This is a genomic window from Rhizobium sp. AN6A (assembly GCF_900215635.1).
Taxonomy (GTDB): Bacteria; Pseudomonadota; Alphaproteobacteria; order Rhizobiales; family Rhizobiaceae; genus Agrobacterium; species Agrobacterium tumefaciens.
Genome location: NZ_OCNC01000004.1, coordinates 1,961,663 through 1,977,739 on the forward strand (window position 1 = coordinate 1,961,663; position 16,077 = coordinate 1,977,739).

General features: G+C 59.9%; 17 protein-coding genes. 9 read left to right on the top strand and 8 right to left on the bottom strand.

Features of this window, described 5'->3' with window-relative positions; genetic code table 11:
- Positions 1-332 precede the first annotated feature (332 nt).
- The 3 genes from ros to CRO62_RS22200 all read left to right on the top strand — a co-directional run bounded on the left by ros (position 333) and on the right by CRO62_RS22200 (position 2,422).
- On the top strand, positions 333-761 hold the full coding sequence (gene ros / locus CRO62_RS22190) for a MucR family transcriptional regulator Ros (RefSeq protein WP_003512037.1): 429 nt from the start codon (positions 333-335) through the stop codon (positions 759-761).
- Positions 762-1,149: 388 nt separating this feature from the next.
- Positions 1,150-1,572 carry a helix-turn-helix domain-containing protein gene (locus CRO62_RS22195; RefSeq protein ID WP_097101921.1) on the top strand — a complete coding sequence of 141 codons (423 nt, stop codon included), beginning with the start codon at positions 1,150-1,152 and terminating at the stop codon, positions 1,570-1,572.
- Complete coding sequence (locus CRO62_RS22200; protein WP_097101923.1) at positions 1,565-2,422, top strand: DUF6456 domain-containing protein; 858 nt, start codon at positions 1,565-1,567, stop codon at positions 2,420-2,422. Before CRO62_RS22195 ends, CRO62_RS22200 begins: the two co-directional genes overlap by 8 nt.
- 4 nt (positions 2,423-2,426) lie before the next feature.
- On the opposite strand, the gene CRO62_RS22205 is transcribed toward CRO62_RS22200, so the two are convergent.
- Together CRO62_RS22205 and CRO62_RS22210 are read right to left on the bottom strand one after the other, a co-directional pair.
- Positions 2,427-2,843 carry a SufE family protein gene (locus CRO62_RS22205; protein ID WP_025592801.1) on the bottom strand — a complete coding sequence of 139 codons (417 nt, stop codon included), beginning with the start codon at positions 2,841-2,843 and terminating at the stop codon, positions 2,427-2,429.
- 196 nt (positions 2,844-3,039) lie between these two features.
- The gene (locus CRO62_RS22210) at positions 3,040-3,465 is read right to left on the bottom strand and encodes a DUF5330 domain-containing protein (RefSeq protein WP_025592804.1); all 426 of its coding nucleotides are present in this window, start codon (positions 3,463-3,465) and stop codon (positions 3,040-3,042) included.
- A 485-nt stretch (positions 3,466-3,950) separates the two neighbouring features.
- On the opposite strand from CRO62_RS22210, the gene CRO62_RS22215 reads away from it, so the two are divergent.
- The 3 genes from CRO62_RS22215 to CRO62_RS22225 all read left to right on the top strand — a co-directional run bounded on the left by CRO62_RS22215 (position 3,951) and on the right by CRO62_RS22225 (position 6,842).
- Entirely contained in the window at positions 3,951-5,480 is a 1,530-nt protein-coding gene (locus tag CRO62_RS22215; RefSeq protein WP_097101925.1) for a sensor histidine kinase, read from the top strand.
- Positions 5,452-6,375, top strand: a complete 924-nt coding sequence (locus tag CRO62_RS22220; RefSeq protein WP_179784595.1) for a peptidoglycan-binding protein — start codon at positions 5,452-5,454, stop codon at positions 6,373-6,375. The genes CRO62_RS22215 and CRO62_RS22220 overlap by 29 nt, the downstream gene beginning before the upstream one ends.
- A 113-nt stretch (positions 6,376-6,488) precedes the next feature.
- The gene (locus tag CRO62_RS22225; RefSeq protein WP_003512046.1) at positions 6,489-6,842 is read left to right on the top strand and encodes a DUF1491 family protein; all 354 of its coding nucleotides are present in this window, start codon (positions 6,489-6,491) and stop codon (positions 6,840-6,842) included.
- A gap of 58 nt (positions 6,843-6,900) precedes the next feature.
- On the opposite strand, the gene CRO62_RS22230 is transcribed toward CRO62_RS22225, so the two are convergent.
- Positions 6,901-7,809, bottom strand: coding sequence for a DUF2336 domain-containing protein (locus CRO62_RS22230; RefSeq protein WP_179784596.1), 909 nt, complete (start codon positions 7,807-7,809; stop codon positions 6,901-6,903).
- Between the two features lie 555 nt (positions 7,810-8,364).
- Here CRO62_RS22230 and CRO62_RS22235 point away from each other — a divergent pair.
- Entirely contained in the window at positions 8,365-8,553 is a 189-nt protein-coding gene (locus tag CRO62_RS22235; RefSeq protein ID WP_013635714.1) for a hypothetical protein, read from the top strand.
- A 20-nt stretch (positions 8,554-8,573) separates the two neighbouring features.
- On the opposite strand, the gene CRO62_RS22240 is transcribed toward CRO62_RS22235, so the two are convergent.
- Together CRO62_RS22240 and CRO62_RS22245 are read right to left on the bottom strand one after the other, a co-directional pair.
- Positions 8,574-9,122: a DUF1254 domain-containing protein gene (locus CRO62_RS22240; RefSeq protein WP_097101931.1), complete on the bottom strand. Its 549-nt coding sequence runs from the start codon at positions 9,120-9,122 to the stop codon at positions 8,574-8,576.
- Positions 9,115-9,702, bottom strand: coding sequence for a DUF1214 domain-containing protein (locus CRO62_RS22245; protein WP_097101933.1), 588 nt, complete (start codon positions 9,700-9,702; stop codon positions 9,115-9,117). The genes CRO62_RS22240 and CRO62_RS22245 overlap by 8 nt, the downstream gene beginning before the upstream one ends.
- Positions 9,703-9,810: 108 nt before the next feature.
- Between CRO62_RS22245 and CRO62_RS22250 the strand changes: the two genes are divergently transcribed.
- The gene (locus tag CRO62_RS22250; RefSeq protein WP_097101935.1) at positions 9,811-11,199 is read left to right on the top strand and encodes a M20 family metallopeptidase; all 1,389 of its coding nucleotides are present in this window, start codon (positions 9,811-9,813) and stop codon (positions 11,197-11,199) included.
- Here CRO62_RS22250 and CRO62_RS22255 read toward each other — a convergent pair.
- Positions 11,196-11,804 (bottom strand): LysE/ArgO family amino acid transporter, encoded by a 609-nt coding sequence (locus CRO62_RS22255; protein WP_097101937.1) that lies wholly within the window; start codon positions 11,802-11,804, stop codon positions 11,196-11,198. The two genes, CRO62_RS22250 and CRO62_RS22255, sit on opposite strands and share 4 nt — an antisense overlap.
- A gap of 385 nt (positions 11,805-12,189) precedes the next feature.
- On the opposite strand from CRO62_RS22255, the gene CRO62_RS22265 reads away from it, so the two are divergent.
- Positions 12,190-13,089 carry a LysR family transcriptional regulator ArgP gene (locus tag CRO62_RS22265; protein WP_097101939.1) on the top strand — a complete coding sequence of 300 codons (900 nt, stop codon included), beginning with the start codon at positions 12,190-12,192 and terminating at the stop codon, positions 13,087-13,089.
- 6 nt (positions 13,090-13,095) lie between these two features.
- Here the strand turns inward: CRO62_RS22265 and CRO62_RS22270 are convergent, their stop codons facing one another.
- Positions 13,096-13,554, bottom strand: coding sequence for a VOC family protein (locus tag CRO62_RS22270; protein ID WP_097101941.1), 459 nt, complete (start codon positions 13,552-13,554; stop codon positions 13,096-13,098).
- 181 nt (positions 13,555-13,735) lie between these two features.
- Entirely contained in the window at positions 13,736-15,931 is a 2,196-nt protein-coding gene (locus CRO62_RS22275) for a transglycosylase domain-containing protein (RefSeq protein ID WP_097101943.1), read from the bottom strand.
- Between the last annotated feature and the right edge of the window lie 146 nt (positions 15,932-16,077).

Genomic DNA, 16,077 nt, shown 5'->3' on the forward strand with positions numbered 1-16,077 from the left:
TTGAACTGAAAAAATCATAATAGGAATTTGACTTTTGCTGTTTTGATGCTATCCAAATTAAGTGTAAAATTGCTTATTGCGATTTGCATCTAGCCTCTTCATGGTCGGCATAGGCATTTTATTAATGTCTAATCTATGGTTGATCAGACCTTTGTTGGCCATGTCGCGGGCTACAAGTTGAATCTCGGATCAATTCGTTTCCGGTTTCGCTTGAAATCTAGGGGTAGATTTCACGTTGGTTTCAACAGGGCGAAGGAGGGGCACCGGGTAACTTCACATCGCTCGATGCGGCGTTCATCCGTGTCTGGAGATAAATAACAGGAGATACTTAAATGACGGAAACTGCATACGGTAACGCCCAGGATCTGCTGGTCGAACTGACGGCGGATATTGTGGCTGCCTATGTTAGCAACCACGTCGTTCCGGTAACTGAGCTTCCCGGCCTTATTTCGGATGTTCATACGGCACTCAGCGGAACATCGGCACCGGCATCGGTGGCGGTCAATGTTGAAAAGCAGAAGCCTGCTGTGTCCGTTCGCAAGTCGGTTCAGGACGATCATATCGTCTGTTTGGAATGTGGTGGCTCGTTCAAGTCGCTCAAACGCCACCTGACGACGCATCACAGCATGACGCCGGAAGAATATCGCGAAAAATGGGATCTGCCGGTCGATTATCCGATGGTTGCTCCCGCCTATGCCGAAGCCCGTTCGCGGCTCGCCAAGGAAATGGGTCTCGGTCAGCGCCGCAAGGCGAACCGTTGATTTTCTAAGACGGATTGTGTCGCGGCTGTATTTTCTCCCCGTCCGGGGAAAGATGGCCCGAAGCGCCGGATAAAGGGGACCTTGGCAGCATATTGCTGGCCTTGCCCCTTAACTCGCCGCCGTGACCTTTTCCCTTAGCAGGATGGTGGCAGGGCGCGCATGCCCGCTCCATACACATCCTGCACTTAGTGTTGTGTCCAGCTGGTCCTTCGACCGGCTTTTTTATTGCCGCGCGCAATTTCGACAGAGGAAAAAAATCCTTGTCCGGGCGTCACCTTTATTCAAAAACAAAGCGAAATCAATCGCATGTTTTTCGCCGCCAAATTTGCGCTTCCCCGCGCCCATCCTCAGGTGTATGAATTAATTCCTATTCGTAGAGGAGTTGCATATGCCGCCGGACATATCGTCTTTGCCTGCCCCCTTTCGGCCCTGCGTGCAGGTTGCCGATAGCAATTTCCGCCGTTTTCCGCCTGCTGCCGGGCGGGATGAGGTTTCCCGGATTTGCCGGCTGGTCCGGCAACTGGCCGGGGAAATGGTGCAATTGACCGGCGATCGTGTGGCTGCGCGCCGGGACAGGCGGCGCACCGAATGCCATATCCGCCAGATCGCCATGTATGTGTGCCATGTGCAGCTCGGTATTCCGATGTCAGATATCGGACCCTGTTTCGGCAGGGACAGAACGACAGTCGGCCATGCCTGCCAGGTGGTTGAGGATCGTCGCGACGAACCCGCCTTTGACGAGTTCGTCGCCACACTCGAGCGGCTTTCCGGCAGCATTTTCAACGTGATAAAGGGTGTTCGGGATGAGTGAGACAAAAAGCGCTCCAGCCATGCCTCCCGATCCTATCCTGTTGCGGCTCCTGCGCTGCATTGCTGCGGGCACGGCTGAGATATCGGAGGATCGCGGCAATATGGTACTGCGGCGACCGGAGGCCGGCAAAGGCAGGACAGGGCGTCCGGCGTTGCGGTTTCCGGCCGCCACGGTGCAGCTCGCCCTCTCTTCGGGGCTGATCGAGAGACGCGAAAACACGCTCTCCGCCGCGCCGCCGCTCGCCTCCTATTTGAAGCGCGCTATAGCCAAGGATCGCGACGAGATTTTTCAGGAACAGCACTGGGATTTGCAGACGGTGGTTCTGGATGTCGGCAAGGACAGGCAGCCGGCCCGGCGCAACCTCAATAGCTCGCCACTGACAGGCCTTTCACGGCTGAAGGAAAAGGATGGCACCGCATTTTTTCCGAGTGACGCCTTGCAGGCGGGCGAACGCCTCGCCGCCGATTTTCACCGCGCACAATTGAACCCGAAGGTGACGGCAACGTGGGAACCGAAAATTGCAAGCCGCACGAAGGGGGAGGCGGGTGGCAGGCACGATCTTACCGATGCGGCGATTTCCGCCCGGGCGCGGTTTTCCCGCGCGGCCGATGCTATGGGGCCTGAACTTTCAGGTGTCGCCATCGATATCTGCTGTTTCGAAAAGGGGCTGGAGGCCGTGGAGCGCGAGCGGCAATGGCCGGCGCGTTCGGCAAAACTGCTGCTACGGGCCGCTCTGCTATCGCTTGCCCGGCATTATGCGCCGCAAGCGCAACGCAGCAGAAGGACAAGCCACCATTGGGGCGACGAAGGTTATCGCCCGCCGATGGCGCCAACGATGGCAACAGAATGAAGGCTCAGGCGGTCAGAAGTCTCGCTTCCTCGCGGATACGTTTGACCATGGAACGCAGGCCATTGGCGCGCTGCGAGGACAAATGTTCCACCAGCCCGATCTTGTCGAACACCTCAATGGCGTCGAGACCGGCGATTTCGGAAGCTTTTTTACCGGAATAGACGGCAAGAACGATGGCGACGAGGCCGCGCACGATATGCGCATCGGAATCGCCCTCGAAGGTCATGAGAGGATCTTCAGCACCATCGCTGTGGCTGACGAGCCAGACCTGGCTTGCGCAGCCCTGCACCTTGTTCTCAGGCGTGCGCTTGTCTTCCGCAAGGTCGGGAAGCGCCTTGCCGAGTTCGATGACGTAACGATAGCGATCCTCCCAGTCGTCGAGGAAGGCAAAATCGTCAAGGATCGTATCGAGAGAGGCCATGTTGCGCGCCGTATCGTTCGTTATTGCCATGCTTTGCTACGATATAGGGCAAGTGCAGACGGTTTTGAACCATGCGGACCATGAAAAAGCCCACGGAAAACAGGTTTCCGTGGGCAAGTTTGGCAGGCAGTCACGCAGGCGGACATATCCGGCTGCAGAGAAGGGGCGGCGCGGCGTCAAGCGGCGGCGCAAAATATCAGGGGGTGGGGCGCTTCTGCGGCAGGGGAATGATGGTGCCGGTCTTCAGCATGTCGGCATTCCCAGGGAATTCGACGCTGATCGCCGGTGCTGCGGCCAGTTTTTCGCTCTCGCTGGCGAGTTCGGCTGCGGGTGCCGTTTTATCACCGGAAGCAAGCTGCGCGTCGAGCAATTCATAGGCGACCTTGGCGCCTTCCTTTGCCCGTTCACCGAGCGCGTGAAAAGTTTCGGCGCCCTTGACGCAGACGTCGGGTTTTTCGATGCAGATGGCGCTGACATAACGATAGGCCTCACCGGCTGCCGAAACGGCGCTGGGAATATCGAATGCCGAAGGTTCCTTGGTCGGATCGTTGCTGCTGCCGAAATAGGACAGCGCGACCAGCACCAGCGAAAACCAGAATGTTCCTTTGATCAGAAACCACATTGTCAGACTACCCTGCCAGATGATCTTTGTTTTGAAGCCCCGCCCGTTTTGGGTCATCGGCCTTTGTCCCGTTTTTCGGGCTTGGAGAGAAGCTACAGGCGACCGGCGAACAGCCAATTGCAAAAAGCCGCGCAATTTAATTCAAATTGTATCTATTCTCCTCGCATCGGGACCGGCTCCAGCAATTCCGTCGCATTTTAACAGTCCATGTTAAGCATAATTGCGACAGATGCCGTCTGTTCCGGGCAAAAGTGGTCGCCCGTGCTGCCACAAAGGTTAACGCGATGGCAAAAATAAAGCGAAATCCGTCGCTTACCCGTCATTAACCATGATTGGCAAAGCTTGGTTGAAATGCTCCGTAATGGGACTGCGGCGCATTTCGCGGCTGTTTGGCGCCGTTCTTTTTATCCATTCCTTAAGCCGCGGGCTTCTATTGTCGGAGCCGTTAGATCCGTCTCAGGGATTCAGGTTTGGTATTGCGTAATATGAGAGAAAAAGCGGTCGCATTGGTCGACCATGCCGCAGGCAGATGGCTTGCGCGTATGGAGGAGGACGCCGAAAGGCGCGCCGGCACCGTTGCGCGCCTGCGCCGCCTGTTTGCCTTCAGCGCCGTCGGCTTTCTGGTCGTTCCCGCCCTGTTCAGCCTCGTCTTCAGCCCCGCCATCGCGCTTCCCATCGGCGCCGCTCTGGTACTGGCGCTCTATCTGGCGGCAGCCGCCCTGTTGATCGCCTTTTCGCGTCCTGCCCGTGGCGCAGCGTCCCTGTCCGCTCAAGCCGGCGACGATGACCTCGTTGCGGCATCGCAGGTGCCCGGCCTCGTACTCACCATCAATGAAAACGGCCTCGTCGAGCGTGTCTCCGGCCGCGACCTTGAAACCTTTCCAGCCGATCTTCAGGCCTGCAAGGGCCATGTCTTTGCCGAATATGTCTATGTTTCTGATCGCATCGAGCTGATGCAGGCTTTCGACCTTCTGCGGCAGGGCGAGGAAAAGTCCAGCGTGGAACTGCGGTTCGAAACCGGCGCGAAATCGCGGCAGGCGCAGTTCATTCACGCGCGTATGGAAATGACGGCGATCCGAAATGCGGCCGGCCGGCTGCGCCGCGTCGTCGCCCAGCTCTCCGACGTCACCGAGATGGAGCTTCTGCGTCGTGATGTCGCCCGCAAGGCGGCGGAGGCGGAATCGGCCAACGACGCCAAGTCGCGGTTCCTAGCAGCCGTCAGCCACGAGCTGCGCACCCCGCTCAACGCCGTCCTCGGCTTTTCCGACATTCTGGCGGGCGAATATTTCGGCCGGCTGGAAAACGACCGCCAGCGAGAATATGTCGGCTTGATCCGCCAGTCCGGCGCGCATCTCCTGTCGGTGGTCAACACCATGCTGGATATGAGCAAGCTGGAAGCGGGCCGTTACGAGCTGATGATGGAAAGCTTCCCGATCGGCGAAACCATCTCGTCCTGCGAGGCCATGCTCGGCTTGCAGGCGAAGGAAAAAGGTCTGACATTGACCAGTCGCATCCAGCGCGGTATCGGCGAAATCTCAGCCGACCAGCGCGCCATCCGCCAGGTTCTCATCAATCTGGCCGGTAACGCCATCAAGTTCACCGATGCCGGCGGTGTGGTGTCGATCGATGCGGCGCGTGAAGGCAGGATGCTGAAACTGACGGTCAGCGATACCGGCATCGGCATCGCATCCGACAAGATTGAACTCCTGGGCCAGCCTTTCATGCAGGTCCAGAATGAATATACCCGTCGCTATGAGGGCACGGGTCTGGGATTGTCCCTGGTCAAGGGTCTGGTGGCACTGCATGGCGGCACTTTCGCCATCACCAGCCAGCCCGGCGCGGGGACGGTCGTAACGATCATGTTGCCTGCCGACGGTTCCGGCATGGCAGGTGGCGAAAACGCTGAAACCGAATGCATGGTGGAGTTTCCGCCGCGCATCAAACGGCTCGGCGAAATGGCCGCGATTATGAAGAAGGATGGTGACGATGGCCCCGCGAAAGCGAAAATCGCCTAAGAAAACAACGGCCCAGATTGGCGCCGGGATTGTTTCCTTGGTGGTTTCGGCCATCGGGCGCGAACTCCTGCGCCGTCCGAAACTGGTGGGCGGCTCAGGCGCCTTCGTGGTCGTCTTCGGTTTTGTCGCCGCTAACGCGCTCTGGTACCAGCCGGGCGTTCACCCGTCTCCTTTCCTGCGTACCCGCGATGCGGCAAACCCGAACGGCATTGCCGGCTATCGCGCGGCAGAGCCGCTCGGCACGCAGGGTCATGTCACGACCTTCCGCATAGAACGCCCGAGCGAAACCGAAACGGCACAGCAACCGGCGGCCGCAACGGCGACGCCTGCGACATCGGTTGCGGCGGAAAACCAGAAGCCGCAGCAGATCGTTGCCGATATTCAGGCCGAACTTAAAAAACGCGGGCTTTACGAAGGCGAGGCGGACGGCAAGATGGGACCGCGCACGGCTGCCGCCATCATGTTCTTCGAAGAAACGCTTGGCATGGAACAGACCGGCGAACCGACGACACGGGTGCTGGCGGCGCTCAAGATCGACGGCGCAACCGTCGCCGCAATCCCGAAGGATCGGCCTTCCGACGCCAACACCGGCGGCGGCGTCGAGATCGACCCGGTCGCGGCCGCAATCCGCAAGGCTGAAGCACCGCGTCCCAAGGCCGAACCGGTCTCCTTGAACAGCGCTAGCGCCGCTTCAAAGCCGGTGAGCCGCGATCTGATTGCAAAGATCCAGCAGGGACTGATCAATATCGCCTATGCCGATGTGAAGGTGGACGGTGTGGCCGGCGAGCAGACCCGCAACGCCATCCGACATTTCGAAAAACACTACCGCCTGCCAGAGACCGGTGAACCGAGCGAAGCCGTGCTGAAGAAGCTGAAATCGATCGGGGCGCTTTAGGGAGCTAGGTCTCAACTCTCCTCATTCCTGTGACAAGAGCAGGAATGAGGAAAGAAGAGAGCATAACAACACGGACAGGCAGCGGCCTGCCGCCTCCATCGAAAGCACCCCCAATGCGCCTCAAATCCGAAATCTTCGTATCAGCCCTTATCCGCCGCGTGTTTTCCGCTGGTGGCTTTGCCGCTGTCGAAAAGAAGGGTGCGGAAGAGGCCGGTGCGATCTTCATCCGCCAGCGCCTTCGTGATGGCCGCGAAAACCTCTATGGACCCGCGCCGCAGAGTTTTGCCGAGGACGAGGAAGTCCGGGCCGAACGCCGTTTCGAGACGCGCCTTGCGGGTGTGGAGGGGGAGGAAAGTGCTGCTCTTCTCGAAAGGGAGCGGCGCTTCGACAGCGATCTATGGGTCGTCGAGATCGAAACGGACGAGATCGGCACTCTCCTGACGCTGGTGGACCAGCCGAAGATTTAAAGCCTGCAGCAGCTTCGCGCCCGGAATTGCTCCGGGCAAGGGGTGGCCGCCTTAACCCTCACGTCCCCGTTCTGTGAATGACAGGTGCGCTGTGGTTCGGTCGTTCGCGGCCGTGGGTGTAGCTGTCGGCGCGCCGCCAGCTTTCCACCCGCTCTTCGCATTCAATGATTTCGAGGCGCTCGAGCAGGGCCTCGGCGCGGCTCATGTCGCCTTCTGCGGCGGCAAGATGCGGATAGAAGCATTGCAATATGAAGGCGGCTTCGGAAAATTCCATGCCGAGCCCGATCAGGGTGGTGGCGAGCTGCGTGCCTGATATGTCGAGCATGATGCGCTCCGACAGCCAGTAGCTGGACGACAGCGAATCCGCCAGCGTCACCGCAAACTGCCGCGCGTCACGCTCGCGGGCGAACCGCACGAGCAGCGCTTCCTGCACGTCGCTCAGGCGGCGCAGGCCAAGAACGTCGCTTTCCGGGCGGCTGAGCTGATGCGCCATCCGTTTGATGCGCTGGCGCATTTCCTCTTCCACGGCGGTGGACTTGATCTCGACGTCTGCCGGCTGCGCAATGGCGGGCTCCGGCATGGCGGGAGGCGTTGCGTCATCGGGTCGCTTCAGGTCTTCCATGTGCCGCAGGCTGACAAGCGCGTCGATGACGGTCGGTGAAAGGTCCTCGCGCCGCACGATGGCGCGGGCATGGGCGGCCCCTTGCGTGCGGGCAATGGTGATCAGCGTGTCGTCATCGAGGCACTTCGACGAAATCAGGAAGGGGGCGGCAATGGAAATCGGCTGGCAGGCGATGAAGAAGGCAACCGCCGAAGGCACGTTTGGATGCTGGGAAAGCGCTGCAATGGCTTCCCGCTTGGCCTCTTCGGTGGAAGCGTTGAAAAGCGGCATGAAAAGCTCGGCAAACTGCCGAAGGTCCGTTTTTGACGGATGGGGAACAGTCTCAAAATTCGTGACAGTGGCCATTAGCACCACATCTTTCTTCCTCACGGCTCTTGGCCTCTCAAGTTCTCGAAACCGGTCGGTCAACGCACTACCCAACAAAAACGCAAACACAATATCGGTTCAAATTAGAGCAAATCCGTTGACACCCTGTTAACTATGGGGGGTGGCAAGCGTTATTGTGCGTTTATCAACAAGGAAATTTTAAAACCTTCGTGACGGACAAAACGTCATGGAACCTTGCCGTCTCGCCTTTGTTTTCAACGGGTGCAGCTTTATGAAGGATAAGTTGGCGCCCGGCGATTAGGGTTAACGGATCATTAACCTCTGTCTGTTTCTAATTTCATGGGCAGTATTAGGATTCCATGTTATTCTGATTGATAGAATAATTTCGAAAATGGCATGCCGAAGCCTTGATATGCGCATGACACCTTGCAAAATCGCCATCGATTTTTGGGTCGTGCGAAAACCAGTCTGTGGGCTGGATTATGCGCAATGTGATGGTGATGAAATTCCCGACGCAAGACGAGGCTTGCGCGGTTCCCATGGGCAACATTGACTCCCGAAGAGGAGACGAGCATGGCAGTTATTATTCCAATCGCCGAAGCCCGACGAAGCCTGCGCCCGGCCGGAATGTCCGGCAAGGTTATGGGCCCGGCAAAGGTCGTGCTGTTTACCGGCGTGCGTTATGAAAAACGCGATACGGAACCGGCTGGCAAGGATGCGCGCAAGCGCAAGCCCGCACCGGAAACCGCCTTCAAATCCTGATTACGCTTGGTTGACCGGCGCTATTTCCAGGGTGTCGGCTGGCATTTCGCCTCGTTCAGGAACCGTTCCGCTTCCTCCCCGAAGCTCGGCTGCGGCACCATGGTCCGCAACACCACATATCCTTCCGTCTGATCCGATTCCGCCAGAATGGCCTGTGAGAGCGATGGCGGCTGCGCCTTGCGAATGGCCGCGATCTGCACCGAATCCGCCACCAGAATATCCATCACCCCGCCTGCGGACGTGCGGTCGTTCATGCTGAACACCTCGTTCGACGCCTTGTCGTAAACCGCGACCGACCAGAAGGGCACCGCGCCGATGGCCGTCAGCCTGACGGGCTTTTCCTCGATATTGAAGGTGCAGACGGCAACCCGCATGAAGGGATCGCCGCTTCCCAGCGTCTTTTTCTCCGTCGTCTCTTCGAGAAGATGAAACTGATGCGGCTTACCTTCCGCCACCGCCCTGGTATAGGCGTCGCGATTGCTGAAATGCGGTATCGCCAGAAGAATGACGACATGCAGCACGGCGGCGGCGACAAGGCCGGTGAGGATGGCGAGCAGGGTCCTAAGCATTGCCACACCCCAGTTTGCGGATTTGCGGCATGGCGATGTCGATAAGGCCGGAACTGCCGGCAACCGGCGTGTCGAGCAGCGTCATGACCAGCTTGAATGTCTGCCCCTGCGGCACGGCCAGCCAGTTATAGGTCTGGGCATCGGGTGCAATGGTGATGTCGATGCCGCCATCGGCGCTGCGCAACAGCGTGCGCGAATTGAGCGCAAACGGTCGTCCGGCATCTTCCGCCAGAACATTGCCCTGCTGGTCTGCGGTATAGAGCGTCCAGAACCGCGAGGGCGGCACGGCGCCCGCCAGCTGGTAACGGCATTCGCCGGTCAGGCGCTGGCCTTCGTTGTCGACGGAGGCGGTGAAGGCCAGCCCCTCGGCCGTTCCATAAAGCAGCTTGCCGGCATCGGCGCGGTGCGACTTGGCGTAGGGATCGGCCTCGATCGTCTGCGCTTCCGGAAAGGCATCCCATGAGCCGATGCGGATCGAGCCGAAGCCGGATGTCGCCTCAAGTGCTGCCAGCGTCGCGGCAATGCCGCCGCCAAAGGCGATCAGAAGGGCGATGCCGACAAGGAATGGAACTCGAAACACGCTGTTTTCCCGTTTTTGAACAGGTCGAGGACTATCACTGATTCCCTGTTTGGAAAATGGTACGCCTTGTTTAGTCTTGATGGAAATGACCAGAAGAGGGATTCCACCATGTCGCGACAAGCCGCCATCGACCACGCCACCCGCTTTTTCGACGATGGCAGGTTCGAGCAGGACTTGGCGCGGCGCGTTTCGCTGCGCACCGAAAGCCAGGATGAGGCGCGCGGTGCCGAGCTGGCGCTCTATCTGGAGCTGGAAATGCAGCCCGCTTTCACCGCCATGGGGTTTTCCTGCACGATCTTGCGCGACCCGGCGGCGGATTTGCCGTTTCTGATCGCCGAACGTTTCGAGGGTGAAAACCTGCCGACCGTGCTGGGTTATGGCCACGGCGATGTGGTGCGTGGTCTTGACGACGGCTGGGCAGAAGGCCTTTCGCCTTTCGTGATGTCAGAGCGCAATGGCAGGTGGTACGGGCGCGGCACCGCCGACAATAAGGGGCAGCATTCGGTCAACATGGCGGCGCTGAAAGCGGTGCTGGAGACGCGCGGAAGACTTAGATTCAACGCCAAATATCTGATCGAGATGGGCGAGGAGAGGGGTTCTCCCGGCTTGAGGGAAGTTTGCCGGGACTATAGCGAGCGGCTGAAAGCCGATCTTCTGATCGCCTCCGACGGCCCGCGCCTGAATGCGGAGCGGCCGACCGTTTTTCTCGGTGCGCGCGGCGGCATTACCTTCGATCTGGTGATCGAGGCGCGGGAAGGCGGCCATCATTCCGGCAATTGGGGCGGGGCGCTGTCCAACCCCGGCGTGCAGCTGGCGCATGCCATGGCAAGCCTCGTTGGCCCATCCGGGCAGATCCGCGTGCCCGAACTGGTGCCGGAAGAACTGCCGCAGGCGGTGCGTGACGCTCTTGCCGATTGCGAGATCGATGGCGGCCCGGATGGTCCGAAAATCGATCCTGACTGGGGCGAGCCCGGCCTTTCCACCGCCGAGCGTGTGTTCGGCTGGTGCGCGTTGGAGGTGCTGGCCTTCGAGACCGGCAATCCGCGCGCGCCCGTCAACGCCATTCCGCCACGGGCATGGGCGCGGCTGCAATTGCGCTTCGTTGTCGGCATCGATCCGGAAACGGTGCTGCCCGCCATCCGCCGCCATCTCGACCGGCAGGGGTTCAGCATGGTGCGGATCGTACCCGCCGGCGACGAGATTTTCCACGCCACGCGGCTTGATCCGCAGGACCCATGGGTCGGCTTCACGCTGAGTTCCATGGCCCGCACGACGGGCAAGAAACCGGCACTTCTTCCCAATCTGGGTGGCTCGCTGCCCAACGATATCTTTGCCGATATACTGAAACTGCGCACCATCTGGGTGCCGCATTCTTATCCCGGCTGCTCGCAGCATGCGCCGAACGAACATCTGCCGAAAGAGATTGCCCGCGAGGCGCTTGCCATCATGGCCGGGCTTTACTGGGACCTTGGAGAGGGAGATACCCCTCCGCTTTAAGCGCCCATGACCAGCTTGAAGGCGATGGCCCACATGGTGATGGCGATAACCCCTTCGAGGATGCGCCAGGCGGACGGCTTTTCGAAGATCGGGCGCAGCCAGCGCGCGCCGTAACCCAGCGAAAAGAAGAACAGCAGGGAGCCGGTGGCGGCACCCGCCGCGAAGGTTTTTTCAAAGCCGGGAAATTGCGTGGAGATGGTGCCGAGCAACACGACGGTATCGAGATAGACATGCGGGTTGAGAAAGGTCAGCGCCAGGCAAATGGCAAGCGTTTGCCACAGGCTCGCCTCCTGCCTTTCCGCCACCGAAAGCACCTCCGACGAACGCAGGGCCGAATGCAGGCTTTTCGCGCCATACCAGATGAGAAACGCCGCACCGGCATACCGCATGATGGGATCGAGCGCCGGCATGACGGCGCTTATCCGCTGAAAACCGAAGACGCCGACGGTGATCAGCAGCGCATCGGAAATCGCGCAGGTGGCGCAGACGGCAAAGACATGGGAGCGCGCCAGCCCCTGCTTCAGAACGAAAGCATTCTGCGCGCCGATGGCAACGATGAGGCTGAGACCCATCGTCAGGCCGGTGAAGAAGATCTGAATGTCCATGTGCTGGCTGCTGCCTTTTTGTCTCTCCCTGTGCGGATGGATGATGCCACCGCTTCCAGACCGAGTGCTTTGATATTTCCCTCACATGGTTTAATCAAATTAAACAAACTCAGTTCAAGTAAGTAAAACTAATGACGGGCAAAAACGATGCGACAGGGCGGTTTCATGTGCCGGCACCTCGCCTGACCCTCACTCCTGTGCTCGTCGCGGGAATCCAGTCGACGTGCGTCTGCGCGGCGGAAGAGTCGTTTCAGCCCAAGGACTTGGTCTGGCTGGATTCCTGTGACAAGCACAGGAATGAGGGAAGAGGAGAGTACTACTGCTACTGCTACTGCCCGGCCGCTTCCCGCCCACGCCCATATCAACCTTTACAAGGAGGCCTTTGATGCTGGACTATCCTTCCATGCGCGCCGTGGCGCTCGTGGCCCAGACCGGCAGCTTTGAGAAGGCGGCACAGGTGCTGTGTGTCACGCCCTCGGCCGTTTCCCAGCGCATCAAGCAGCTGGAGGAGCGCCTCGGCGTGGTGCTGATCGTGCGCGGTAATCCTTGCGTGGCGACGGAAAAGGGCGAATGGCTCTGCCGGCACATGGACCATGTCGGCATGCTGGAAACCGAACTGTTTCGGCAGCTTCCGGTTCTTTCGGAAGCGGGCGCGGCGGCGGAGCGTGTCACGCTCAACATTGCCACCAATGCCGATAGTCTCGGCACATGGTTTCTCGACGCGGTTTCGAAATTCACCGGTGGCAGCGACTATCTCGTCAACATCGCGGTGGACGATCAGGACCATACGGTGGAATGGCTGCGCGGGGGCAGGGTGCTCGCCGCCGTCACCGCCCATGCCAAGCCTGTGCAGGGCTGCCGGGTCTTGGCTCTCGGCGTGCTCAGATATCACGCCACCGCCAGCCCGGCTTTCATGGCGCGCCATTTCTCCGATGGCGTCACGCCCGCCACGCTTGCCCGCGCGCCGGGGCTTACCTTCAACCAGAAGGACAGGCTGCAGGCCAGCTGGATCAAAAAAGCGCTGGGTGAGGATATATCCTATCCCACCCACTGGCTGCCCTCGACCGACGGTTTCGTGAAGGCAAGTCTTGCCGGCATGGGCTGGGGCCTCAACCCGGTGCAGCTGGTGGGAGAGCACCTTCAGGCGGGGCGGCTGGTGGATGTCGTTCCCGGTACGCCGCTCGATATCCCGCTCTACTGGCAGGTGAACCGTCTTGCCGCTGAACGCCTCGGCACGCTCACCGCCCATGTGGTGGAAGCAGCACGGGCGGCGCTTCTTTCCTGAGGCAGATCAAATAGTCTGCCATTCGCTCCAGTTCAACACGCGCGGAATCTGCGGTTTTGCTTCGCCGCCAAGAAACGCGATATATTCCAGCGAGTGGCCGTCGGGATCCTTGAAATAGACGCTGGCTGCCGGCATCCATGGAAAGACGACGGGCTCGTCGATCTCCTTTTCGCCGTCAAAACCGAGCGGAGTTACGCCGTTCCGGCGTAGATAGTCCGGTGCGGCGAGAAGCTGATCAAAATCGACGCTGAAGGCGATGTGCAGTCTCATATTGATGGGTGCGGAATGGATGGACCATAGGCCAAGCATCGAATGCCCACGTTCGCCGGTCCAGAAGAACGCCACATTCCGTTCAGGGAATCGTTGTGCCAGCTCCAGACCGACAACATTACGATAAAACTCAACCGAGCGTTCCAGGTTCGAAACCGTCAAATGCGTCTCGAACAATGCTTTTACTTTCACCATTTCCTGTCCTCAATTGCCTTAGCGCTGCGCCTTTCGGGCATTCGCTTTCTTGCAACCGGACTGTGCAACCTCGACCACGATTGAGGTCAAGCACCAAATGTGGATTTTTCTAAAGCCGAGTGCAGGCAGCAATCTGGAGGGAAAAACGCCTTCAGCATTATGAGCCAAGGTTGCCAACCCGTCACCGCCGGGCCGCATCCCCCGGGCCATCCCGCAACGACGCATCCGCAACCTTCTGCGTCGTGACAGTCAAAGGCGCGGCTTCCTTCATCTTCTTGGCGATGGAACGGATGACGCGGGTTGCTTCGGCCGAGAGCGAGCGTGGGCGGGTAAGTGCCGGCATGGCGGGTGCAGCGGTGGCGGATGCGGCAGCGACCTGGGCCGAAGGCTGCGGGCGCGCGCCTGTCGGCAGCGGGTTCTGGATGCCGGGAATGGGGCGCAGCTCCATGCCTTGATGGGCGTAGTCCATAAGCCGCTTGAAGGTCATGGCGGGAAGCGCGCCGCCGGTCATGTTGTTCATCGGCGTGAAATCGTCGTTTCCGAACCAGACCGCCGTGGTGTAGTTGCCGGTGAAGCCCACATACCAGGCGTCACGGTAAGCCTGCGACGTGCCGGTCTTGCCGCCGGAAACGATGCCGTTTTCGAGCGCGCCGCGCCGGGCCGTTCCCATCACGGGAATGGTGACCAGCATCTGGTTCATCTTCGAATTGGCCTCTTCGGAAAGCACCCGCTTGGCAGGCTCTTCGTCACGGCCGAAATCGTAGAGAACCTTGCCCTCGTAATCCAGCACCTGCTCGATGCCGTGGCGGCGCGATTGCATGCCATCGGCCGGGAACACGGCATAGGCCGTCGCCTGATCGAGAACCGTCAGTTCCGATGTGCCGAGCGGAATGGTCTTGTCGCTGCGCAACGGCGTAGCGACGCCCATCGCCTTGGCGGTGTCGACGATCACCTGCGTGCCGAGCACGTCCTTGGCGAGCCTGACCGGCACGGTGTTGTACGATTTGGCAAGCGCCACCTGCAACGTCACCTTGCCCGCGTAGGAGCGGCCATAATTCTGCGGCGACCAGCCGCGCCAGGTCACAGGCGCGTCGGAAATCAGCGTCTCCGGCTTCATGCCCTTTTCCATGGCGGCCGAGTAGGTATAGACCTTGAAGGAGGATCCCGGCTGGCGCAGCGCCGCCGTCGCGCGGTTGAACTGGCTTTCGCCGTAGTCACGCCCGCCGACCATGGCGCGCAGCGCACCGCCGTTTTCGATCATCACCATCGCGCCCTGCTTGACGCGGTAGCCCTCGCCATACTCGCGCAGCTCCATTTCCATCGCCTGCTCGGCTGCCTGTTGCAGCCCGGTATCGATGGTGGTGCGCACGACGACGGTATGGTCCTTGAACCTGCCCTGCGCCGCCAGCCGCTGTACCTCGTCAAACGCCCAGTCGAGGAAATAATCCGGGGCTTTCACATCGGCGCGGTCGATGACGGTGGCTGGATTGCGCCGCGCGCCGATCACCTGACCCTCGGTCATCAGCCCGCTCTGCACCAGGTTGGAAAGCACGGTGTTGGCGCGCGCACGCGCGGCGGGCAGGTTGACATGCGGTGCGTATTTGGCCGGCGCCTTGAACAGGCCGGCGAGAATGGCGGATTCGGCAAGCGTGACATCGGTCAGATTCTTGCCGAAGTAAAATTGCGCCGCCGCTGCCGCCCCGAACGTGCCGCCGCCCATATAGGCGCGGTCAAGATAGAGGCTGAGGATTTCCTTCTTCGACATGTTGGCCTCGAGCCACAGCGCGAGGAAGGCTTCCTTGATCTTGCGCTCCAGCGAGCGCTCATTGGTAAGGAACAGGTTCTTGGCAAGCTGCTGCGTCAGCGTCGAGCCGCCCTGCACCACGCCGCCGGCGCGGGCATTCTCGCTCATGGCGCGGGCAAGGCCGATGAAATCGATGCCGAAATGGTCGAAGAAACGCCTGTCTTCGGTGGCCAGAACCGCCTTGATGAAATGATCCGGCATCTGGTCGATCGGGACGGAATCCTCATGGATGATGCCGCGATGGCCGATGGTGTTGCCGTAACGGTCAAGGAAGGTCACGGCAAAATCGCCGCGATAGCGCCAGTCCTTCTTGGTTTCCTCAAAGGCGGGCATGGCAAGCGCCAGAAGCACGACACAGCCGGCCGTTCCGAAGGTCAGCGCGTCGCAGGTCAGGTTGACGAGAAGCTTCTTCCAGCCGCGCACATGCAGTTTGCGCGAGGCAATGGTGACGTCTTCCCAGAAATCCACCAGCCTTGCCGCAGCCGTCCACAGGCCGGAGTCGATAAAGCTATCGATTCTCAGCAGGATGTGCCGCTTTTTGCGACTGTTTTTATCGTCTTTTTCTTCCTGCACCTGGCGATGTTTTCCTGTTCAACGCAACGCGGATTGTCGATGTTTCTGTGCTTCATCCAATTCCGGACGCAAAACCATGACATGGTTCTGCTGGAATTGCTTGACGCGGCGGCCTCTCGCGGGTCAATGACCCTTTGCCACTCGCC